The 24,849-nt window shown below is 40.8% G+C and carries 15 protein-coding genes; 7 read left to right on the top strand and 8 right to left on the bottom strand.

Going from position 1 to position 24,849, the window contains the following annotated elements; all coding sequences use genetic code 11:
- Positions 1-64: 64 nt before the first annotated feature.
- Positions 65-2,005 carry a TonB-dependent receptor gene (locus L1068_RS03740; RefSeq protein WP_237129151.1) on the top strand — a complete coding sequence of 647 codons (1,941 nt, stop codon included), beginning with the start codon at positions 65-67 and terminating at the stop codon, positions 2,003-2,005.
- Positions 2,006-2,037: 32 nt separating this feature from the next.
- On the opposite strand, the gene L1068_RS03735 is transcribed toward L1068_RS03740, so the two are convergent.
- A complete protein-coding gene (locus L1068_RS03735) occupies positions 2,038-3,408 on the bottom strand; it encodes a hypothetical protein (RefSeq protein WP_237129150.1) in 1,371 nt (456 codons plus the stop codon).
- Positions 3,409-3,583: 175 nt separating this feature from the next.
- On the opposite strand from L1068_RS03735, the gene L1068_RS03730 reads away from it, so the two are divergent.
- Complete coding sequence (locus L1068_RS03730) at positions 3,584-5,623, top strand: S9 family peptidase (RefSeq protein ID WP_237129149.1); 2,040 nt, start codon at positions 3,584-3,586, stop codon at positions 5,621-5,623.
- 72 nt (positions 5,624-5,695) lie between these two features.
- On the opposite strand, the gene L1068_RS03725 is transcribed toward L1068_RS03730, so the two are convergent.
- The 6 genes from L1068_RS03725 to L1068_RS03700 all read right to left on the bottom strand — a co-directional run bounded on the left by L1068_RS03725 (position 5,696) and on the right by L1068_RS03700 (position 18,261).
- On the bottom strand, positions 5,696-6,730 hold the full coding sequence (locus tag L1068_RS03725; protein WP_237129148.1) for a nitronate monooxygenase: 1,035 nt from the start codon (positions 6,728-6,730) through the stop codon (positions 5,696-5,698).
- A 124-nt stretch (positions 6,731-6,854) separates the two neighbouring features.
- Positions 6,855-13,880 (bottom strand): Ig-like domain-containing protein, encoded by a 7,026-nt coding sequence (locus tag L1068_RS03720; protein WP_237129147.1) that lies wholly within the window; start codon positions 13,878-13,880, stop codon positions 6,855-6,857.
- A gap of 699 nt (positions 13,881-14,579) precedes the next feature.
- Positions 14,580-15,062: an MgtC/SapB family protein gene (locus L1068_RS03715; RefSeq protein WP_237129146.1), complete on the bottom strand. Its 483-nt coding sequence runs from the start codon at positions 15,060-15,062 to the stop codon at positions 14,580-14,582.
- A gap of 16 nt (positions 15,063-15,078) precedes the next feature.
- Positions 15,079-16,407, bottom strand: a complete 1,329-nt coding sequence (locus L1068_RS03710; protein WP_237129145.1) for a hemolysin family protein — start codon at positions 16,405-16,407, stop codon at positions 15,079-15,081.
- 272 nt (positions 16,408-16,679) lie between these two features.
- Positions 16,680-17,234 carry a rhomboid family intramembrane serine protease gene (locus L1068_RS03705; RefSeq protein WP_237129144.1) on the bottom strand — a complete coding sequence of 185 codons (555 nt, stop codon included), beginning with the start codon at positions 17,232-17,234 and terminating at the stop codon, positions 16,680-16,682.
- Between the two features lie 79 nt (positions 17,235-17,313).
- A complete protein-coding gene (locus tag L1068_RS03700) occupies positions 17,314-18,261 on the bottom strand; it encodes an alpha/beta hydrolase (RefSeq protein WP_237129143.1) in 948 nt (315 codons plus the stop codon).
- Between the two features lie 166 nt (positions 18,262-18,427).
- Here L1068_RS03700 and L1068_RS03695 point away from each other — a divergent pair, with 166 nt between their 5' ends.
- On the top strand, positions 18,428-19,582 hold the full coding sequence (locus L1068_RS03695) for a murein transglycosylase domain-containing protein (protein ID WP_237129142.1): 1,155 nt from the start codon (positions 18,428-18,430) through the stop codon (positions 19,580-19,582).
- On the opposite strand, the gene L1068_RS03690 is transcribed toward L1068_RS03695, so the two are convergent.
- On the bottom strand, positions 19,579-20,208 hold the full coding sequence (locus L1068_RS03690) for a LysE family translocator (RefSeq protein WP_237129141.1): 630 nt from the start codon (positions 20,206-20,208) through the stop codon (positions 19,579-19,581). The two genes, L1068_RS03695 and L1068_RS03690, sit on opposite strands and share 4 nt — an antisense overlap.
- A gap of 484 nt (positions 20,209-20,692) precedes the next feature.
- Here L1068_RS03690 and L1068_RS03685 point away from each other — a divergent pair, with 484 nt between their 5' ends.
- The 4 genes from L1068_RS03685 (at position 20,693) to L1068_RS03670 (ending at position 24,750) form a co-directional block, all read left to right on the top strand.
- Positions 20,693-20,920, top strand: a complete 228-nt coding sequence (locus tag L1068_RS03685) for a hypothetical protein (protein WP_237129140.1) — start codon at positions 20,693-20,695, stop codon at positions 20,918-20,920.
- A 192-nt stretch (positions 20,921-21,112) separates the two neighbouring features.
- The gene (locus L1068_RS03680; RefSeq protein ID WP_237129139.1) at positions 21,113-21,490 is read left to right on the top strand and encodes a hypothetical protein; all 378 of its coding nucleotides are present in this window, start codon (positions 21,113-21,115) and stop codon (positions 21,488-21,490) included.
- Positions 21,491-22,012: 522 nt separating this feature from the next.
- The gene (locus L1068_RS03675; protein ID WP_237129138.1) at positions 22,013-22,375 is read left to right on the top strand and encodes a hypothetical protein; all 363 of its coding nucleotides are present in this window, start codon (positions 22,013-22,015) and stop codon (positions 22,373-22,375) included.
- A 227-nt stretch (positions 22,376-22,602) separates the two neighbouring features.
- Positions 22,603-24,750: an alkaline phosphatase family protein gene (locus tag L1068_RS03670; RefSeq protein WP_237129137.1), complete on the top strand. Its 2,148-nt coding sequence runs from the start codon at positions 22,603-22,605 to the stop codon at positions 24,748-24,750.
- Positions 24,751-24,849: the final 99 nt, after the last annotated feature.

Below are 24,849 nucleotides of genomic sequence, written 5' to 3'. Positions count from 1 at the left end.
AATAATAATGCCAATATTGCCTTTTCGTTGTGTAACACTGCTGCCGTTTGCGCTTATGCTAAGTGTGTCTGAACATGCTTTTAGTGCAACAAATTCCGATCTCTTCGCGCTCGATTTGCATCAGCTGAGTGAAATTGAAGTCACCATTGCCAGTAATACGCTGGAAACAAAAGAAACGGTTCCCTCTACCATTACGGTGTTTGATGAAAAGCAGCTCACAGCCTTAGGTGTAAACAATGCGTTTGACGTATTGAACTACGTACCGGGTATGCAAATGGCGCGCGGCGATTGGGTAGGTGCTGTGCCAAAAGAGCATGCTAGAGGGGTAAGGTTAGACAATGGCTATTTGTTAATTTTACTTGATGGCGTGCGTTTAAACGAAACATCGTTTGGTAAAGCCACGGTTTATACTCCCTATATTGCCGCATCTGTGCTTGAAAAAGTTGAAATCATTCGAGGTCCTGGTTCGGCCCTTTACGGCAGCAATGCGTTTTTAGGTGTAGTTAATTTTATTACTAAAAAAGCACATAAAAGGTTTGAAATTGCGATTGGCGACCACGGTTATAAAGCGCTCAGTGGCAGTTATGCAAATACACAGGAGCAAATGAGTTTCAGTGCGAATGTCTCGTTACAACATAGTGATGGGCAATCATACCACGTAGGGGAGCAATTAACGGTTAACGACCCTTTAAAGCATGTATTTGTGAACGCCCATTTGGACTACCAAAATAGTGAATTGCGTTTTCATTTTATTGAAAATCAACTGGATGAGTTTATAAACCTCGGTGGTTTTAGTAAACAAAATGTACATACCAGTCAGTCTGCCAGCATTAGTTTGCAGCATCAATTATGGCAAAATGATCATCATGAAATTGACGTGTTGGCAAGCTACGCTAATTTTCAAATCGATTCTTCTGGCATGGTGTTACCAACGGCAGCGGGTATTGTAAGTAATGATTTTCTCACTGGGCCAAACTGGCGAACGCAGTGGAGTAAGTTAAAGTTTACCCATAATTACAAGCTATCAAGCGATAAGCAATTAAACTCTGGTTTCGAATACCGCCATGCCAGTCAATATCAAGCGGGTGTTACGACCAACTTTTATGATTTTGATAGTCAGTTAATCATTCCAAACGATGCGTTTTATTTAGGCGGATTACAACGGATTGAGAACATTCCTGAATTTGCAGCGCTACGTGCTTCGCATGATTTTTATGGCGCATATAGCCAATTAAAGTGGCAGTTAAATCCAAGCTGGTTGTTTTTTATTGGTGCGCGATACGATGACATAAGAGATCTAGATAGTAAATTATCACCGCGTTTTTCAGCGATTTGGCATGCATTTGATAATCAAACTATTAAGCTTCAATACGGCGAGTCATTCAGAACCCCGGTTAATAATGAGCTTTACTCAAGCGACAGTGTTACCAAAGGCAATCCTAACTTAACGTCTGAATACGTTAAAACAACCGAGCTAGCGTGGCTTTATAATGGCAAAAGCGCATCACTTGAAGCTGTGCTATTTAACAATCAATTAAGAGACTTTATTAATCTAGTACCAACTGCCGGAACCAGTTTTTTTACCTTTGAAAATAGTGTTAATGAGAATATGTCTGGGGTGGAATTATCCGCTAAAAAGCTCTATCACAAGCTACAAATAACCGCTAACTACACGCAGTTATTTGACGACCCAATAAATCAAAGCTTTAAGCGTTTTGCTAATTTACAGTTGAGTTATCCAACCGACTTTATCGATTTTCATATCAACGCCTTGTGGCGTGACAAAATTGAAGCTGAGCGCAGTGATGAATTTCGCTATTATCAACCGAGTTACACGCTAGTAAACATAAAGTTAGCGCGTAGTTTTGAACAGCATACATTGTCACTAACAGGTGAAAACCTATTTGATAAAGACTATAGCATTTTTGATCCGCGAGTTTGGAATGGCGCGGTGCCAGGAAAAGGCCGGCAACTGGTGTTAAGTTACGAATATGCCTTTAACTAACACAAACGATTAGGTTTAGTTATCAGCGCGTCCTAATCAGGCATTGCTTCAATGCTGACAATCGCAGAACGATTTAAGGTAATCTTGTAGCGTTTAGCTGTTTTTGTACCATTTGCCGAGTAGGTAACCACTAAGTTTATCTGATAACGCCTTTCTACCGATTGACCCGATACTTTGCTGCCATCCAAACTGTAGAGTTTGCCAGCGCCTTTTTTTAAGTATCTGACAAACGGGGTTAAGTTAAAAAACACTTGCTGCTGAATTTCTTCATAACCTGGTAAAAACGCTTTAGCAATCACTTTACTATCACAGCGGTAATGAATTAAATGTGCCGCTTGCTTGTTTTGCTGACGTCTTTTTTTAAATAAATTCTCGACATCATCGGGTAGTGCTTTTCGACGAATATGTTCAAGCCATACAGTTTGAGTATGAATGGTTTTGTCATCCGCACTGCTTTTAAATATATGACGCCATTTGGGGCGCCCTTGCCTTATTTTACGCCAAATTACGCGGGTTAAATCTTCTTTAAATGTTTCACGTAGACCATAAATAACCCCCAACATGGCAATCAGCGCTAATGTAACTTCTTGGAAGTTTGAACGCGCATTAAGAACTAAAAACATCACAAACGCCATCATAACCGCTGTGACGGTGCCACGGACTAAACGCTGCAAGTTTAAGTTAAGGTTTTTGGTTTCTTTACTAAACACCACACCATATTCGATTAGCCTTTGCAGTAAGCGCATTTTGTTGGTGATGCGATTGGGATCCTCTAGGGTTTGTTTAGAATTGTACTCACGCTCTTCACGGTAGGCGCTTTCACTGCGACAAAAATCACGTAATGCCTCACGCGCTTTTGCAAACTCACTGCTTTTTGGACCTTTTGACAACAGCTTTAAAAACATTTGTTCACAGTGCCAACTTAAGTAGTTATCGGCGTTGTCGAAATATGACTTTAGCTTTTTGTCGGGCGGTGTGTAGCGGCGCAATTTCTTCAATAACACGCCTGCTTGTTCAACCAATTCAGTGGCTGCGGGATAAAACACCTCGGCATCTTTTATTTTTTGTGTATGTTTAATATCTGCCTCAAGCGCCAAGCGAATTTGGTAAGAGTAAAGGTTTAAATTCAATCGGTAATCAGATTTTTCACCTTTTGACTGACTGATAAAGCGGCTACGTACTAAAGGTAAATGTAATTGCTCAGAATAATAGGCACTGTGGCTTTTCACATGGGCGTGAAAATAGTCTTCTTCGTTTAAGGTACTGGTGTTGATGCCCATTTCTACGGGCAAAGAAAAATACAGATCGAGGCGCTGTGTTTCTTTGGGAAGTAATAAATAGCTTAACTTAATTGATAAGCTTTCATCTTGAGCGAGTTTTACGTCTCTGTCGATATTGAGCACTCCTTTTCTGCTTTAGTTATCGCTATTAAGCATAGCATAAATCTACTTTAATAACATGATGTTAAATTATAAAGCGCGTTTAAACCCGTCAATATGCAGTCTATCTTAGGCATGTTGCAAAAATGAATTGAGTTGCTACATTGCCTAAGCAACCAATAAAAATGGACCCTTTTTTATGAGTAAAATAATAAAAACTACGCTGTTAGCAGGATTAGTTAGTTTAAGCGTAGGCCCAGCAATTGCCAGTGACAATGCAACTTGGCAATATGAAGATGTGTTTAACATTGAATATGCAGCTTCACCTCAAGTTAGCCCAAGTGGTGACAGTATTGTTTATGAGCGTCGCAGCATGGACATTATGAGTGACAGTACACGCATCAACTTGTGGCAGTATAATCTCAGCAGCAATGCCCATACGCCGTTGCTTTCAGGTAAGGCACAGTATCGCATGGCACGTTTTTCATCGGACGGAAAAAAGCTGGCGTATATTTCAAATGAAGAGGGCGATAATCAGCTTTATGTGCGTTGGTTGCAAAGTGGCGACACGGCTCGCGTAACGAATGTGGAACATGGCGTAAGTAGTATAAGTTGGTCACCAAATGGTCAATGGATCGCGTTTTCTATGTTTAAACCACAAGAAGCGAAAGTTATTTTTAGCGAAATGCCAAAGAAACCAAAAGGGGCTAATTGGGCTGGTACTGCAAAGTATATTGATCAGATGAGTTATCGTAGCGACGGACGTGGGTTTTTACCCTATGGCTATCGCCATATTTATGTTGTACCAGCAGAGGGCGGCACGCCTCGTCAAATCACTACAGGCGATTTTCACCATGGCGGCAATATTGCGTGGAGCCAAGATGGTGAGCAGATATTTATCAGCGGCGACCGCCACCCTGATTGGCAAGATAGACCACGTGAGTCAGACATTTATCAAATTAATGTTGCTACGGGCGAAACCACTAATGTGACCAAACGCGAAGGCCCTGATGCTGCGCCAGTGATGTCGCCAAATGGTAAAAAGATTGCGTATTTGCGTTTTGATGATAAAAAGCTATCGAGCCAAAACAACGACATTTTTATCATGAACAATGACGGTACTGATGTTAAAAATTTAACTGCGAAACTCGATAGACCAATAGGCAACCCTAAGTGGGATACAAAAGGCCGTGGTCTTTACTTTAGCTATGACGATTATGGCCAAAAATACGTAGGCTACGTAAACCTGAAAGGAAAAATCACAGAAAAAATAACCAAACTGGGTGGCCAGTCTTTAGGGCGTCCGTATACCTCGGGTGAATTTGCGGTAGTAGATACGAATGAACTGGTTGTGACATTAGCCAATGCCAGTCGACCTGCCGATCTTGCGATGGTTAAAAAGGGAAAAACGCGTAAAGTTACCTCATTAAATGAAGATTTACTCGGCCATAAAACAACTGCGGAAATGGGGGAGATCACGGTTAAATCAACGGTTGATGGTCGTGATATTCAAGCTTGGTATGCACTGCCACCTAATTTTGATAAAAATAAAAAGTATCCGTTGATTTTAGAAATTCACGGTGGTCCACATACTGCTTATGGTCCAAATTTTAGTACCGAAGTGCAGTTAATGGCTGCAAAAGGCTATGTTGTCGTGTGGGCGAATCCGCGCGGCAGTACGTCTTATGGTGAAGATTTCGCGAATCTTATCCACCACAATTACCCTTCGCAAGATTACAACGATTTAATGGATGTTGTTGATGGCATGGTTGCGAAACCGTATGTTGATAGCAATAACTTGTTTGTAACGGGTGGCTCTGGTGGTGGTGTTTTAACTGCTTGGATTGTGGGTAAAACTGACCGCTTTAAGGCCGCTGTGGTGGCAAAGCCTGTCATTAACTGGTTGAGCTTTGCTCTGACCGCTGACGGTTACTCGTATTTTACAAAATACTGGATGCCAGGCATGCCATGGGATCATGTTGAGCATTTATGGGCTCGTTCGCCACTTTCGCTGGTGGGCAATGTTACCACACCAACTATGTTATTAACTGGCGAAGAAGATGTGCGTACGCCGATGAGTGAAACTGAGCAATATTATCAAGCATTACAACTGCGTAAAGTGGATTCGGCAATGGTGCGTATTCCTAAAGCAAGTCATGGTATTGCGGCAAGACCAAGTAACTTGATCCAGAAAGTTGGTAATATAATGGCGTGGTTTGAAAAATATCGCACCCAATAAAGTCTGTTTTAGATAATAAAAAGCCCCGAAATATCGGGGCTTTTTATTGACTAATTAACTGGGGTTAACACACTAAATTTGTTTATTAGCAAGTGTTTGAATACGCGTTTCGGCGCCTGATACAACATCGTTGATGATTTGCTCTACCGACTTAACCTCGTGAATAACCCCTTGCGATTGACCTATAAATTGCACACCGTTGTCTAAATCGCCATCGATGGTTGCAGCTTCAAGTTTTTCGGTAGCGGCACCAAATAATGACAACATTTTTATTTTATCAAACTGTGCTATTAAGCCGACAAGCAGTTTCCACACCGGCATATCGACCATTTTTGCTGCTTTAAATGACTTAATGGTGGCGATTAAAAAATTCATTGGCTTTTTAGTAGCTTTTTGTGCTGCCGGTGTTTTCATTACGCGCGCATAAAGACCATCAAAATTCTTGGAATAAATAGTATCTGCGACGCGTTTTTCTATCACCGCATTCTTAACATTTTGGTGCACTGGGCTCTCAAGGCTGGTTGCAAAACGAGAGCCCATTGCGACAGCGTCTGCGCCAAGGGCGAGAGCTGCCACTAAACCTCGACTGTCGGCAAAACCACCTGCGGCGATTACAGGAATATCCACAATATCGACGATATTGGGTACTAAACATAGCGATGTAACTTCGCCGCCATGAGCGGCTGCTTCATGTCCGGTCACTAGTAGTGCGTCGACCCCTGATTTTTGTGCGGCAAGGGCGTGTTTTTCTGTCACCACTGTGGCGATTACTTTACCGCCATATTGCTTAGCGCCTTCAACAAGCCAATCACCTTTACCAAGTGAAAAGTTAATCACAGGTACCTGTAGCTCGAGTGCGATTTTGGCGTTTTGTTTCGCGCCAGGCATCATTAACGTAATGCCAATGCCAAATGGCTTATCGGTAAGCGAGCGGATTGTTGCAATTGCATCTCGGGTTTGTTGTTGGCTAAGTGGACCTGACGCCAAAATACCTAAACCGCCTGCATTACAAACGGCCGCGACTAACTCTGGTGTTGAAATCCAGCTCATGCCGGGTAATACGATAGGGTGTTCAATGCCAAAAAGTTCGGTAATGCGTGTTTGCATAGGTATTGCCTGTTTAACTGGTCAGATGTGTTAGAGTTTACAAACTATTAACCCAAGATGGAATAGCTTTCGGCAATAAAAAGGCCTGCAATTGCAGGCCTTTGATAGTCTGACGTAACGAGTGCTATTTACACACACCTCTTGCATTGGTGATACGGAAGCGAAGCTGCGTATCATTATAGTCGCCATCACCACCGGTATCGTCACAGTTTATGTAACCTGTGTTATTGCTACCTAAAATAGTCTTACAGCTACCATACTTCCAAGTACGGTTATTTTCTTTAAATTGGTAAGAAATAGAGAAGGTGTTACCACCGGTTAATGTTGCCTGTTCTACCCAGTTACTGGTGTTGCTTGGCTGAATCCACGACGTTATAGCGCTGCCATTAGAAAGCACTTTATACGCTTGTTGATAATCGGCACTACGTTTGTGGGCAAATGCAATACGGGTACCTGGTGCAAAAGTTAAACCATTGCCAGATTCTGTAATACATTGGGCTAATGCTTTAGTTACATTGATATTTACCTGGCTTGAAGCGGTGCCACTTTTGCCATCACTAATACCGTATGTAACGACCACTAGACCTTCGTAATTTTCAGGTGCTTGATAACGTACTGTACCGTTACTGTTAATTGTTGCAATACCGTGGCTGGCACTAACATTTGTTACGGTTAGGGTATCGCCATCAGGGTCGTTGTCGTTACCAAGTACATTAATTGACGATAAGCGCTCACCTTGCGTTACCGATGCTGAATCTGGGTTCGCAATGGGTGCTTGGTTAGTTGAAAGTACAGTCACTTCAAGTACCGCTTGTGCTGTACCGTTGGTTTTACCATCGCTCACGGTGTAAGTAATACGTGCTTTACCAACCCAGTTTGTAGGGGGAGTAAAGGTAACGGTGTTATCACTGTTTACTTGTGCTACGCCAACGTTTGCTACAGCGTTTGTAACGCTAAGGGTATCGGAGTCTTGGTCGCTATCGTTTGCAAGTACATTGAAGCGTGTTAGCGACGTATCTTGATCAATTGTTGCAACATCGTTATTTGCTGATGGTGCGTTGTTTTGTTTAACACGTACATCTACTAAAGCACTGTCAGTTAAACCTTCAGGATCTTTGATGGTGTATGTAATCCAATCTTGACCATGGAAGCCAACATCTGGTGTGTAGGTCAGGTTTTGGTTGCTATCAATTACCACGGTACCGTGATTAGCAACCGCAGAAATCAGCATTAAATCATCACCGTTAAGATCTGAGTCGTTCCAAAGTACATCAACATTGTAAAGTGGCGTGTCTTGGAATGCTTGAATGCCATCATCTACAGCCACAGGCGGTTGATTTACCGAGTTTACAACCACAGTAATCGAGCCGGTTACTGAACCACCGTTACCATCTGACACTGTGACATCAATTTTCGCAGTGCCAACAAAGTCTTTGGTTGGCGTAAAGTAAATAATGCCATTGCCATCTACTGAAACGATACCGTCATCAGTTGATACTGAAACCGGTTTAGCGTTGTCGCCATCTTTATCTTCAATTTTATCGAGAATATTAATCGCGTTATTTTTTGAGTTTTCATCAACGGCAACTGATGCTGGTTGCATGGTAGGCGCATCGTTAACAGGCATTACGTCAATTGTAATGTAGCCAGTCGATTGATTTTCGCCATCAGTGATGGTGTACTCAATGCCGACTTCACCATTAAAATCAGCATCTGGTTTGTAATTTATAAGATTACCGTTAACCGTCACTTTGCCTTTTGCAGTTGTTGCCGATACCAATGAAATTGAGTGACCGTCTGGGTCTTCATCATTTTTCAGTGCATCAAAGCCAGTAATTGATTCATCTTCATTGATTGAAAGGTAATCACTACGTGTAATTGGCGCATCATCAAGTGCTTTTACGGTTACTTTTACAAGACCTTCTGCTGTGCCACCTTTACCATCTTCAACTTGGTAAGTGATGGTATCGTCACCGTAGTAATTTAGGTTTGGTGTATAACGCAAGCTACCGTCTGATTTTACCTCTACGCTACCGTTTAACGCGGTAGCCGATACTGCTTTTGCAGGATCTTCATCAACATCTGAAATATGTTGAGTTAAATCAACGACATTATTTTTAGAGTCTTCATCAACTTCAATGATTTTTTCAGTTGTGGTTGGGTCGTCGTTTACCGCATTTACCGTAACAATAACTACTGCACTGTCGCTTAATTCACCATCGTTAATGGTGTAGCGAATTGTATCTTTACCGAAGAAGTTGTCGTTTGGCTGGTAACTTAGCGTGCCATTAGCGTTGATAGTAACAACACCGTGGTCAGACTCAGCTTGAGTTACTGTTAATGTATCGTTGTCAGGATCACTATCGTTTGCTAGCACATCAATGACATCGATTTTCTGGTCTTCATCGGTTTGTGCTTCATCGTTATTTGCGTTTGGTGCATCCGTTTCACCAGTTACCAGTACATTGATAATACCTACTACCGAACCACCATTACCATCGACTACCGTGTAGCTAATCTGATCGCTACCAGCATAATTTTCTTTTGGTGAATAGCTTAATGTGCCATCTGGGTTAACGCTTACTTCACCGTGGTTAGCTGTGGCATTCGTTACCGTTAAAGTATCACCATCTACATCATCGGTATAAGGGCTGGTATCAACAATCTCGTTTTCGCTGTCTTCTGCAACCGTTAGCGAAGCAGTCTCTGCGGTAGGTAGATCATTAACTGGTGTCACTGTAACGGCAATCTTTGCGTTTAATTCGGTTTCACCATCACTTACCACGAAAAGAATTTCATCGTCACCAAAGTAATTTTCATTTGGTTTGTAAGTGAACTGTCCGTTACCGGCATCAATTAACTGGCCGTTTGTTGCAACTGGGTTGCCAATAATTGAAAGTGCTTCACCTTCTGGATCAGTTACGCCTTCTAGCAAGTTAATATTGGTAATCTCAACATCTTCTTTTGTTGTAAGCGTGCGCTCTGTTTGACGCGGTTCATCATTTACAGCCGCAATTTCAACGGTAACTTGGCTTGTCGCTACGCCACCTCGACCGTCGCTAATGCTATAAATGATAATATCTTTACCATTGTAATCAGCGTTTGGTTGATAGTTGATACTGTTGTCATCGTTTACAGTCACTACGCCGTGTAATGATGTAGGCGTACCTAAAATAGCCAGCGGATCGAAGTTTGGATCTTCGTCGTTTGCGATAACCGCAATTGATTCAGCGAGCTCATCTTCGTTGATTTCAAGGGTATCTGGGTTTGCGATTGGCTCGGCATTGTCATCGTCATTAATAAATACATTGCCAACCACGTTATCTACCACTAACGCAAAGCTTTCAGATTGCTCAAATTCGTCATTCGTAAGTGTTGCTACTTTAACAAGTACAGTATCTGTGTTTTCAGGTAACGTAATATCTTGTGTTGAAGCAAGTAAAACGGTTTGCCAGCTCTGGCCTAAGTCAAAGCTGACCTCTACGGTTGTGTCGTAGTCTTCTTGTGCAAGCGCATTACCGTCAACTAACTGGAACGGGAAGCTAATTTCGCGTTCTACTTTGCTATCTAACGTAACCTCAAATGTGGTTGTAGCGCCTTCTGACACAGGATCTGGCATTGCTATAACCGACATCACTTGTGGTTTTGGTGCTGTGCCGTCTGTTACTGATACTGCTTTTGCGTGTTTGCTGGTTTCTTCAAACCATGCCGATAGCTCATAAGCTTCATTTTCTTCAACGCTATCATCAACTAAAGACGTTACTTTAATTAATACATTTTGAATTTCAGCTGGTACGTTAACCGATTTATTTTCAACCAGCGACATTTCTTGCCAGGTAACGCCGTTATCAAGTGAAACGTATCCTGAATTTAAGAAGTCGTCATTGGTGGTATCATTTAAACCAATCACATTGAAGCTGAGTGATTGCGATTTCTCTAACTTACGGTCAAACACAACATTGAAAGTGACTTCTTCACCTTCCATCATTGGGTTTTTGTCAGTGCTGATAAAATCAATTACCGCATTTTTAGGTGTCGCATCAATAAGTAATACTGGCGCTTCAATTAAATCGAGTTGCTCTTGCTGAGTCCATGCATGTAATTGCAGGGTTTCAATTTCTTCGTCTGCGTGTTGATCTTTAATAATCGATACGCGAACAAGGAATTCTTGCGTATCTTTCTCAAGCAAGAATGAATTTGCTGCGCTAAGGTCGATTGTCTGCCAGAAAGCGCCATCGTCAAATGAGAACTCGGCTTGAGGATCAAAATCGTCATTTGCTTTTGCATCGTCTGACTTTAGTTCTACAAACACGTTTTGTGTCGTGACTACTTGTTTATCTAAACTTAACTCAAATACTGCGTAGTTGCCTTCAGAAACTTCATACTCTCGCGGTGCGTTTTCGATTAAGCGTGCCGGTATAGAATTTGGGTCGTCTAAAATTTCTGCTTCAGCACTAACATTTGCAACCTGTAATTTGTAGCTTTCCGTATCTTCCGCTTCTTCATCTGTTAACGTAACAATTTTCACTAGAAAATGATTTATGCCTTCAGGCATTGTCACTTCTGAGGTAGTGTTTAAGTTGGCTTTAATCCAGTTTGCGCCATTATCGCTGCTATATTCAATTTCAGATGAATAATCTCGTTCTTTTACAGCGGTTACATCTTCTAATGAAAGTGAAAAAGGTGTTACTGCATTTGTAACGTCAGTTAAGAATACGGTAAATGTATGTTCCTTACCTTCTTTTACTTTTTTAGTTTCTACGATTACATCTGCTACTTCAGGAGCTGGGGTCGTGTTTTGATTTTCAATGATTAAACTTTCAGCTTTACGGTCGATACCGTCGTCTTTACCCCAAGCTGCAAGCACTAGCTGTTCTTGTTGTTCGTCAAGAGTGTCGTTAGCAGTTGTCACTTTTACATCAAAACAACGCAATCCTTGTGGTACTGCAACCGTGGCAGTATTGGATAGATCAATTTGTGTATTAAATGTGATACCTTGATCGAAGCTGATATATGCAACTGGGTCAATGTCGGCAAGCACTGCAGTGTCAGGGTTTACTTCTAAATAATAGTCTTGTGTTTGTGTAGTGGTACCGTCTAGGCACACATTGAATAGTGCTGAGTTACCTTCAGATACTTTAAATGGCGTTGCCGTAATGCTACTTACTTCAGGGAAGTCATCGCTATTTTCGGTGCGATCTGAAATGGTAACTGTTGTTGTTTGTGTATCCGTGCCACCGCTAATTAAGTAGGCAGCTAGATTGAAATCTTCGCTGTTTTCTACTTCATCGTCGCGCAAAGTATGTACGCGAACATCCACATATTCAGTGCCTTCAGGAATAAGAGGGCGTTGTTTTGATGATAAATCGTATTCCATTGGCCACGTAATGCCGCCATCAAGCGAGATTTCTGCATTTGGATTGTAATCTCGTTGCGCGGTTGCTGCGCCATCATTTAAACGCAAACGCAGTTTTGCATCATCATTAAGTGGTTGATTAAACTGAACTCTAAAGGTTACAAATTCACCTTCTTCTACATTACTATCGAGCGCAAAAACCGAATGCACCGCGTCTTTTACTAAATCAAGATCTGCGTCTTCGTCATGAATGCGGATAATTTCAAATTCATGATCAGATTGGTCAGCACGGTGCCATGCATTAAGCTTTAATGCCTCAAAACCTTCGTCAATATCATCTTCATAAGATTCAAATTGGATATCAACATAGCGACCACCTGGTGGTACCAAAATTTCTTTGCGCGAAGATAAGTCAACGTTTTGTACAAAGGTTTCACCACGGTCGAATGAAATATTTGCGTTGGCTGAAAAGTCATCGCCCATCGTTGCCGAAAGTGCATCAAGCTCAAGGTTTAGTAACGTTGGTAGTACTAAATCTTTATTGAACTTCAAACGGAATTTAATGGTACGGCCTTCTTCAACAAGGTCATCAGTATGACGTGAATAAACAGCGTTGACGCGAAGATCACCTTGGTTACTTGATGGGTCGAGAATATCTTGATTAAGTGTTAGGCGATCCGACAGTGTATCTCTGTGCCATGCTTCGAGTGTGAAGTATTCTGTATCTTCATCTTTGCCGTCATCATTTAAATCAAGCAAAATATCGATATGACGACCACCTGGCGGTACTGAGATATTTTGTGGGCTCGCTAAATCCACTAAATACGGATAGCTTTCGCCACGGTTAAATGAAATAAACGCTGTGGTATTAAAATCTTGCCCTTTTTGTGCGGTACCGCTGCTTAATTTTAAGTTTAAATCTTTGTCATCATCGAGGATTTTGTTGAATTTCACGCGGATGTGCGCTTCATCACCTTCTTCAGGGCTTTTATCTAGGCTGTAAATTGCACTGATTTTATAGTAGCTGTCTTCACCACCAGAATGGTCTGAACCATCGCTGCCACAGTTAGCCGATGCTAAATCGGTAAAACGGTGAGCACTGGTTGATAAATAGCTGAGTGATGATTTACCCATGTCGTAAGCGAAAAATTCAGAGCCACCTAAATTATCCTGACGTGAAAAAATTAGTTCGCCTACCTGGTTTTTAGCGGCCCCTGTCGCTAATGCTAGGTTATGCTGGTTAACAATCTCAACGGTTAACGCTGTTGTATCAACGCGATACAAACTGTTTTTACTGACCAAATATAAGTTGTCGCCAATAAAGGTTAAATCACCCCAGTTTTTATCTTGTTCATTGCGAAAGCCTGTAAGCTCTCCATAAATTGCGACATAGCCTGTCGTTGGATCTATGGTAAATAAGGTATCGTCGTGTGCGGCCCACAGTAAATTTTGGCTCGGATCGCTTACCAAGCGGTAAGTGAATTTAGTTTTACCAACCTGATGATGTGAACCCGAGTTAATATCATAATATGCAAGATAACTGTGGCCATTATTTTGTGGAACTGAAACATAATATAAACGCTGTGACGTTTTATCGAGTGCGATTGCGGCAGAATCATAAAGTGCGATTGAGTTTGACAGGCTTTGACCTGTGTATTCATCTAGCTTATGAATAACACCTTGGCCTGCATCACTGGCAATACCATAAATCGGGCTGTGGCATTGTGAATAGGCCGAAAAACCTGACGTAGCAAGGGCTGCACATACAAGGGTTCTGACAGCGTTTAGTTTCATAGGGGGCTCCAACTGGCTAACAGAGTAAAATATAAAGAAATTTTTTCCGAGATTTTACGTTAAGTTGAAACGTAATGAAAATGTTTGTCGTAAAAAATGATTAGAAAAATATTACACTCTATAACAGAAAAAATTTCTCTAAGTTCTTTAGATACTTAAAACCAAAGCCAGTAAGCTTAGGGGGAGCAGGGCAGGCGTGTACATAATGATGTGTCGACTTTAGCTATAGCAAAAATGTAAATAATTAAATACAGAAACCTTAATTTCTATATGGATATTTTTAATCCCTAATTTATTGATTAGTTGAATGCTATCTAGCAAGTAGGGGAATACTAGGGTCTGTTGATCTTTGCTGTTCTATTTTTGTTCTGTTTGAGCGTGCTTTTATCGCGGCGCTCGATGTGTGGCCTAGTAATTTAAGCGAATATCGAGCAACAATGAGAAAAGTGCGCTCAAAAGAACCGTTCGGCAGCGCTTGATTGGCTTTTCTACTGTGTTATCGGCTGGCTCACATAGAATAACTATGCCACGCAGCCTCTGCCTTGTATAAAACCCAATCAAACTGCTGCAAAAACGAACTTGAAAGGTCAACAGACCCTAGGTGTTTTACGAAGGTAGATTGATTGTTTTAAACGTAATTCGTCACGTTGCTAAAAGTACAGATGTTTGCGTTTTAGCGAGTAAGTAGCGCTTGATGCGCTACTTATTGCGTTTTTTCCAACCATTAAAGCGTGCATGAACGCCGCGAGTAAGTGAGGTAAAATAGTCTTCTAGCACGTCTACACCGTATAAAATAACGACCACTAAAATACTCAATTTAATTGCACCTAGTTCGCCCGAAATATCAATCGCAACGCCTATTGCGGCGAGTACCCAAATAGTTGCAGCTGAGGTAACTCCAACAACAATACCGTCTTTGGCAAGCATAACACCGGCACCTAAAAAGCCAACGCCAGTGACAACTTGTCCGATGATACGCGATGTATCAGTGACATCATTATTCAGTGAGTTTGACGCGGCAATAAACATGTAAGTACCAAGCACAATAAGGGCTGATGTTCGAATCCCCACAGGCTTGCCGCGTAGTTGACGTTCTAAGCCAATAATAAAGCCGCAACAAATTGCAGCGCCAATTTTTGTCCATTGAAATAGGCTTATTGATAAATAACTAATAATATCCAATTGTTATCCGTATTAATTACGTATTCGCATCAGTTGGATGCTGTGGTTTAGGGTCAATTAATGTTTCATCGAGCAGACGAGTGATCAGCAGCTGATCGACTCGAATGCCATCGATATCTACCGCTTCAAATTTATAACCTGCATGAGTAACAAAATCTGCGCGCTTTGGAATGCGCTTCATCATGTAAATAATAAACCCAGCAGTTGTTTCGTACTGACTTTCATCAGGGAATTCATCAATTTCAAGCAACTTGATTAAATCAACTATGGGCGTTGCACCATCAACAAGCCACGAATTCGCGTCGCGTTTAACAATTTGCTCTTCACCATCAAATTGCACTAAATCCCCCATAAAACAACTCATTAAATCCTTAATGGTGACAACACCAACAATTAGCGCGTATTCATTTACCACTACAGCAAATTGTGTCGATGCCGATTTAAACGCATTTAGTGCCTCTGATAGCGTTAAGGTTTCGGGTAAGTAAACAACCTCTTTAGTTAAAATATCGGGATTAAGGTGTGCTTTACCCGTTTCAAGAATTTGTTTAAGGATTACTTTAGATTCAATTGTGCCAACAAGCTTATCTAACTGACCATCACATACTAAAAATTGATTGTGCGGATGAGCTAATATCTTGCTGCAAATACGCTCGCTATCTTCGTTAATATCAAAAAATACAATTGATTCGCGCGTCGTCATAACCGTTGGCAAAGTGCGTGCTTCTAATTCAAACACATTGCCAATTAAACGATACTCTTGCTGTTGCAATGAACCATCTTGTGCACCAGCTTCCATTACCGCCACAATGTCTTCAGTCGTAACGATTTCTTCTCGCTGCGTCGGTAGCTTAAAAATCCGCAGCACAATATTGCTAATGCCATTAAATAAAATCACAAAAGGTGTTAGTGCAAGCGTTAACCAATTCATTAGGTTAACCACTCGTAACGCAACCGTTTCAGGCATAATCATGGCAATGCGTTTAGGCAATAGATCAGCAAACAAAATAAACAGCGATGTAATAATCAAAAACGACAGTAAAAAGCTAATTTGTCCCCCTAAATCACCGGTATACACTAGACTAACAAGCTCTGATGTATAGGGTGTTAAGGCTTGCTCGCCAATTATCCCGCCAAGAATGGCAATCGCGTTTAACGCGATTTGGATCATCGCAAAAAATCCGCCGGGCTGTTCTTGCAACTTAAGCACTGCATTAGCATTTTTACTGCCTTCGTCAGCCATAACACGTAACTTAATTTTACGGGCGGCAGCAATAGCTATCTCCGACATAGCGAACAACGCGCCGAACAGAATAAGCAAACTAATACCCAATAAATCACTCATTTCATTCTCCAAACTAGATGTGAGCATAATTGACCAATTCGCGTTACGAGTTAATTTTGGCACAGTCCGGTGGAGAAGCAGCAATCAAGTATTAGTTGCTGCATTTTCACGCCTTGGGTGACGCTTTTAGTGCTTTCAGCAGTGTTTTTAGGCTTAAAAACATGCGAATTGGAATTTACCTGAAAGGTGGTAAAAGCGCGCAATTATTATGCAAAACAAAGCGCGCTGCAATCTATTTTTTAATAATTAAATTTTCATTAAAAAACAAAGTTTTAAGAGTGTTTTTGCGAGGTGCTATTAAAAACTTTTCCCGCAATAAGTCCGGCAATAAAACCAAAGAAATGACTGCTCCAACTCACACCAGGAATAAATTGCGTAAGAGAATAAATTACACCGGCGTATAAAAAACAGATTATAATGGCGAGGATCAGATTAAAAATATTTCGGCTAAATATGGCATTGCTTAGAATATACGCAATAAGGCCAAATACCATGGTACTTGCACCGGCGTGATACCCGTCAAAGGCAAATACCCATACTGCGCTACCAGCAACAATTGCAATAAATAAGTACACTAATAAAAAGCGCTTTAATCCTTGTTGTAATGTAATAAACGCAAGCACTGCGAGCGGAGCCGCGTTTGATAATAAATGTTGCCAGCTGTGATGGATCCACGGCGCAAAGATAATTCCTGCTAACCCGTTTAGTGTTCTGGGGTAGATACCTAAACCCGATACCGCGCCTTGGCTAATGGCATTTACGAGTTGCACACTGAACAAAATAGCAAGTAGTGCAAAAATAATTCTTATAGGCTGCTTTATATGCATGATACGTTTTATGCGTAGTTATTTACGTTGCTTGATTTGTAGTTACTCACTCTATCGTTTTCAATGGTATTGGCAACCACTAATTCTGAATGTTGGCTAAATGTTGCTTTGCCATTTGCTTTTTTAAATGGCGCTTTTGCGCCTTTTGCACGTGTTTATATATCCACTTGGTTAATTTGGTCATTAATTCAGGGGGAAAATCATGCCCCATGCCATTGATGGATTTCAATTTTGAACGTTTAATTGCTTGCGCCGTTTGATAGCCCGCTTTAATAGGAATAACCGGGTCGTGCTCACCGTGAATAACAAGTGTAGGCACTTTAATCGCAGCTAATAAGTGTTTTCGATTTTGGCTTGCCGCAATCGCTGCAAGTTGCCGTTTTATGCCATTGGGGTTAAGGCTACGTTCTACATTCTGTTTGGCTTGTTGATACAGCGCTTGCTCATTTTGCGGGAAATTAGGACTGCCGATCAGCTGATTTAACTTTACCGTGTAGTTTATAAATGCATCTTTACATACGCTTTTGGGTTGATGTTTAGTGAGTGTAAACAATACCTTTAAGCCTTGTTTAGAAAGGGGAATATTGTAAGACGAAGACATAATAGAGGTTAGGCTGAGCACTTTCTTTTTATGCTTAGCTGCAACAATTTGCCCAATCATGCCGCCCATGGATGCGCCAATTACATGGGCTTTTTTAATTTTAAGTGCTTTCATCAGCCCAACCACATCACATGCCATATCATCAAGCGTATAGGGGGCTAAAGCTCCTTTATTAAAGGGCTTTGTTAGCCAAATCTTTAGCAGATTAGGGTTGCCACATTGATCAAAATGACTTGAAAGCCCCACATCGCGATTATCAAATCGGATCACCCGTAGCCCTTTTTGTGCTAATCCGTAATAGAATGGGTCTGGCCAAACCGTCATTTGTGCACCTAAACCCATAATGAGAATAACTGCGGGATGTGTTGGGTCGCCGTAGTCTTCATAGTGGAGGCGCACGCCATTTTTTAGTCGTACACTCGGCATAAGTTACCGCTAATTTGGCAATATAACTGTAAAGTAACAAAGCTAGTTTTCAGATAAATGACAACGCGATATCACGCTAGGCGCTAGCAATTGGTTATGTTTTATATTGATTTTAAAGTGTTTTATTTTACACTAAGCTTAAGTTTACGAAGGCGCAGGTCTGGGCATGCAATACAGAATACTATTAATTGGGTTGTTGTTAAGTGTTGCAAGTTGTAAATCGACCGTCGATGTAAAATCGCCCAAAGCACTGGAGAAACTCTCTAAGCAAATTGAACAAAACCCCCATGATATTGTTGCAATCGCCAAAGGTGTTGAACAATCAACAGCCGCTATAAAAACGGATACGCGTCGAATAAGACAACTTTTTGATGAGCTAGACTCTATCATTAAACGTATTTGGGGCAATAAACACAGTTCGCTGCCAAGTAACAAACGCTATGTAAAGTATTCAAACAATTATCAAGCGCGCGCTATTGTCGATTTTGAAAAAGGCACAGTAAAAGTAGAAACCATAGCTACAAAAAAGGTAGCTTCAAAACTGGCACAGGCAGTGTTTGAAACACTACTAACAACTGATGATCCGTCAACGACCGATATATTTTCAAGTAATGCACCCAATCTAAGTGGTGAGCCATTTTTGTATCCGCAAGTTCGCGACCATGACGGAGAATTAGTACGTTTTGAATGGCGCGCCAGGCGTTACGCAAATTATCTTGTGGATCACTATACAAAGATAGAGCACGACGATAACCGTCAGTTTAGTTCTGTGAGCTTTAAGCTCGTTAACGAACATCAGCATTTGCGTCATTTAAAGTACAGCAATGCTGTGTTAGCTGCAGCTAAACGTTATAATATTAATGCTGCGCTCATTTATGCGGTGATTGAAACTGAGAGCGCGTTTAATCCGTATGCGGTAAGTCGCTCTAATGCGTATGGTTTAATGCAAATAATGCCTGCAACTGCAGGGCGAGACGTATTCAAACTTGAAAAAGGAAAAACTGGGCAACCAAGCAAAGCGCAGCTTATGCAGCCAAACTATAATATTGATATTGGCACCGCTTACTTAAAGATTTTAAACACCCGTTACCTAAAAGGTGTGGAAAACAAAAGAAGTCGTGAATATACGGTTATTTCAGCCTATAACGGTGGTGCGGGCAATGTGTTAAAAACCTATCACAGCAATCGCGATACCGCGGTTAAATTGATTAATCGACAAAACCCAGGTGCGGTGTATCAACGTTTGCGCCATCACCACCCTCGTCAAGAGTCCCGCAGATACCTAGAGAAAGTAACAAACGCAAAACAGAAATATCACTAATTGCGGTTTGATAATGATAATAAGGTGCCTGCGCTGATAAACACAGAGCCGGTTAATCTGTTAAAAAGACGCATTCTGTTATTGTGATACAACCAATTTGACGATTTAACGCCGAGCAATACGTAAAACATTAACCAGCTTAATTCTAACAACATAAAGGTAATGGCGAAGGTACTGTACTGACTAAGCAAAGAGCCATTTGGATTGATGAATTGTGGAAACAAGGCTGTGAAAAAGACAATTGCTTTAGGGTTACTGGCACCGACAATAAAGCCCTGAAAAAAGTTATCTGTTAGCAACCGTTTATTTGATGAATTGACTTCTACTTTTGCTAAATTATCCGCTTTTGAGCGAAATGACTGAACTCCCAAATAAACTAAATATGCAGAACCTAAGTATTTTACTAGTGTAAACGCAAGCTCTGATGTTGCGATAAGCACGCCTAATCCGGTAAATGAAAGCGTAAGAATAAGTGTAATAGCAATTAAACTGCCAAGTGCAGCAATAAAACCGCCGAGCGTGCCGGAACTTACCGCGCGTGTCATACAAAATAACGCGCTTGGCCCCGGTGATGCGGTTAGCACTAACACTGACAAAAAGTACATAACCCACGTATTTATATCCATTGTTATCCCTAAGCGGTTTTTGTTTAAGTTAACAGGTAATTTGCGGTGCGGTAATTAAAAACTTTGCAGTATTTAAATTTTTCAACTTTAACAATTTGAATTATTTAAAAACGGCCTTACTAAAAGAATATGGATATACGTAGCGTACACATAATAAAAACACTCTTACTGCTGTTAGTTGTAATATCAGCGCTGCTCCCATTTAATCTAACCCGCACGTTAATCTCAGAGCGGCCTCAACCAGCGATAAATGCAGCCGCGTCAAAGTTGGTTTCACACAATAAATACATTCGTAAAAACACAGCTTATGCTTTCACTACCAAACTTGTATTTAAAAGGTTGTTACAACTCGTTGCAGCACGTTACGATTATTTGCCGCCTTTTATTAGCTTTTTAAAGCGCGATACCTACCTATTTAACAAATCTTATAGCCATATATAACGGGTCCTTTGTCAATAAACATTAATATTTAAAAGGAAACGTTATGACACAAGCAGTCACACTTTTTGTGCTGGTTTTTGTTTGGGCATTTTTTATTTTATTGTTATGGAAAATGGTTGGTTGGGCGAAAAAACGCAAAACCGGCGCGTATGTTTTTGGGGCATTAGTTCATATGGTGTTACCTGACCCAAAAATTGAGCAAACCGTTGCCATTGTAAAGCAGCAAAAAGAACAAAAAACCGAAGCAAGTGACGAGCAAAGCGACAAATAATGTAAGCCAGCATTTGCTGGCTTTTTTGCGGAAATACAAAATAATTCTTCGTTAAACGTGTATTCGGTTTTATAACTCGTTTGCCTACCCAATTAAATGTTCGTTTTTACAATGCATAAGCGCTATTCTTGTATAAAGAGTGTGAAGTTAATAACTTACTTCAAGTAATAAAATGTAGCTGTTGTTTAAACTATGATTGAACCTGTTTATAGCGTGTCACTTAAACATAATCTTGTGGTCGTTAAGATTGCAGGTGATTGGGATATTCAAGCTGATATTGGTTATTTAACTCTGCTTGATGAAACCATTTCGCTGGTTAAAAATGCTCCTTGGGCGCTCTTTGCCGATTTACGTGGATGGCGAGTATCTGAAGAGGTTATTAACTATAAACATAACAAAACTATTCAACTTACAAGAAATAATCAAATAGCGGAGTGTTGGCTGGTTGATAGCGAAGAGCAAGGTCAACATATTCAACATCATATCGAAAATACAAATATTCCGTTTCTTAAAGTCACCACAGAACAAGAAGCAGAAAACTGGCTTTCGCAGTATGACTGCAACATCTAATCTACGTAGCAATCTAAACTATGTTCAATGGGTTTTGGGTGTATTCCAAACTCAAGAAATGTCACGTTTTATTAAAGCCGATTTTCGACGAAGCTGATTATGTTCTTTTGAAAAATTTCCTTACTTAATACGTTTCTACATATCACTAAATTTTGTGTACAGTAACTTAATCTCTAATTCAAAGGTTACGTTTATAAAGAATGGTCAAGAAAACTTTAATAAATAAGGCAACACGCTAGTGTATACCGAACGGCGTACACGCTGGTTTTTTCGTGTGTTTAGTATCGCAACTGCACTTGGGCTGATAACCATGCTAGATGGTGATTACTCCTATCGTATTCAGGGTAACCAAGTGATAGTCAATGCGACTGATCAGCCTTTTAAATTTTACACAAGCGCTATTATTGACGGGCTTTTGTGTGTTGTTTCAACGTGGATAGGGTTCTTTAGTAAAGATAGACCGACTATAGGCAAGCGCTAATGGGTTATTACATGCTTTTTGTTAGTGTGGTGTGTTTGTGTATGGCAGCTTGGTTACTTGTAAGGCGCATACGGTTTCGTTCAAAAGCCAACATTTATAAAGGTGTCGTAATCGATTTGGTAATCAGAAATCATGATGGCGTATCTAACGGTGCACGCAATAAGTATTTGTTAATTGAATACTTCGATAATTACGAAAGAAGAGAATTCTTATGTGAAGATGCGGTGATTGCAGCTTTTTATCATATAAACGATAACGTTGAAGTGTTGGTAGGTGAAGAAGGAAAACATCCACGTGTACGCATCAATAACGTATTTTCACTTGCTGTGCCTTCTATCGTGCTCATTATTATTGGGTTAGGTAGCTTACTTGGCGCAAATTCAATTTTTGGTTGGTGGAGGTAAAGCTTAAAGGTTGTGTTAATTGCTGCTATCGCTTTTATCGATAGGGTATAAAAACTAGTCTGTTAAATGGAACTTGGATTTAATTTACAACCACTCATTACGTTTTGGTGTATTTTTAATCAAATTGTTACTCCTTTGTCACTTCAAAATCACTTAATAGTAATACGTTAGCTTTAAAGTTTAATTGGTCTAGACCAAGTTAAAAAATTAATCTAACAGGAATTACTATGAAAACAAAAAACATGTCGTGCAGTTACCCAATAAAGCAAATCGCGAAAGTGTCGTTGTTGATTGCTGGTGTGGCAATGTCTACCTCTGTCTTAGCGAAAACACATTCATTGCTGATAGCCGTTGATGGGTTACGTGGCGACGGTATTGAAAATGCGCATACTCCTAATCTTGATAACTTGATTAGTGGAAATTGGGCGAATGGCTATAACACCGCATTTGCACATTATGCGCAAACTATGAAGGACGCAGCGCCAAACAGTGGTCCTAATCATGTGGGTATTATGACAGGGGTTACATCAAGTAAAAGTGGTGTTACAGGTAATAATGATGTGGCGGGGGGCAATTATGCAGCGTATCCTCATTATTTGACCTTATTAGAGCAAGCAAACCCATCACTAAACACTGCCTATTTGGTGACATGGAGCACCGATATGCAAATTACCAATAGCGCAGACGTAAAAATAGATGCAGATGATGCAACGAATACACAAAATGCGATTGATATCATAAATGGCACCTTTACAGCGTCGAATTGGCAGCACGGGACTAATGTTGATGCATTATTTCTATTTCTCGATGACGTAGACGGTGCAGGGCATGCATGTTGTTTTGCACCGTCAGATGACGGTTATATTAATGAAATAAACGATGTTGATAGTCAAATTGGTCGCATATTGGCTGCAATTAAAAGTCGTCCTAACTTTGACAGTGAAGATTGGCAAATTGTTCTGACATCTGATCACGGTGGACGTGGTTCATCGCACGGTATTCATGCAGCAGATAACTATACTATTCCATTTTTAGTGTCATCTAAAACCGCTAAACAAGGGTATTTAGCGGGCGTTCCTCATAATTATGACGCAGCTCCTACAGTACTTGCCCATCATGGCTTAGCTGTGCCTGCAAATATGGATGGTGTTGTGCAGGGGAACTTAGTGCGTGTTGTTAACGATAATGGCATAAAGCAAGACCTTAAAACCTATTTACCATTTGATGGCAATTATCTTGATGCATCAGGCAATGCGCTTCACGCTCAAGTAGGCGGGGGCACACCAAATGTGCAAGCAGGTGGTAAGTTTGGTCAATATGTAAAGTTAAACGACGACCAAGAATACCTGACACTAGGAAAACCAACAGGACTGGATTTTGGCACAGATACAAACTTTACCTTGATGACCTGGTTTAGAGTGAGTGGCGACCAAGCCGGTGACCCTGTGATTGTTGGTAATAAAAATTGGGTAAGTGGGGCAAATCGCGGCACATTATTACTTGCTAACGAAGGTAATGGCGATGACTTTGGCATTAATTTAGCGTCATCAGGTGCCAACAGAAAAGACATCGATCCAATCGATTACAGCTTTAATGGCTGGTGGTTACTGGTTGCAACGTTTGACCGTAATGGTGTTGCCACTATGTACGCAGGAAGTCCAACGGGTGAACTTAATATTATCGCTGGTGATATTGCTAATGTGGGTGATATTAATTCAGAGCTTAACTGGAATATTGGGCAAGATGGTACCGGTAATTATACTTATAACTTAAAAGCCGATTTGGATGATTTTGCCGTGTGGCGCCGTGCGCTAAGTCTTGATGAAGTGCGCACTATTTATAACAAAGGGCAAGGTACTGAATTAAACACCTTACTAAACAATGTGCAAAATCGGTATTTAACCCAGCAATCAAACATTCAAGTTGGTCAAGATTTGTCTTTGGTGATCACAACCGAAGTTAACGGCGAAACGTGTGGTTTGGAATGGGATAACAACCGCTTTTTTAATGAGCGTAATGCGAAATGGGATTGTATCGGCAATGCCGATCCAATGACCTTCACAGTTACTGGCATCACTAATGATGGCAATAAATTAATTGCGGATGGTTATTTAGTCGCCAATGGTAATAAAGGCGCGTTTGAATGGGACTCGTCTAAGCATGCTAATGAACGCAATGCAAAATTTGATGAAAACTCATCGGGCGACTTAATCTCAATTTGGCTGGTGAATGATAGTAATCAAACACGTATTGTCACCGAAGCAAGCGGCCAAATGTGTGGCTTGGAGTGGGATGCATCTAAACTCAGTAATGAGCGAAATGCCAAGTGGGATTGCACACCAAATATGGACACATTTCGTATTGAATTACTCTAGCGCGTGTTGTTATTTACGGTTTGAATTATGTTCAAATTGAAACTGTTTTGATAGCGGCGTCGTTTTTTAGGCTTTTTGGTTTGAGTCAAAAAGCGACAA

Source organism: Pseudoalteromonas sp. MMG024, assembly GCF_021654175.1.
GTDB lineage: Bacteria > Pseudomonadota > Gammaproteobacteria > Enterobacterales > Alteromonadaceae > Pseudoalteromonas.
Note: the sequence above shows the minus strand (reverse complement) of the source record. Positions and strands in the feature narration are given on the sequence as shown.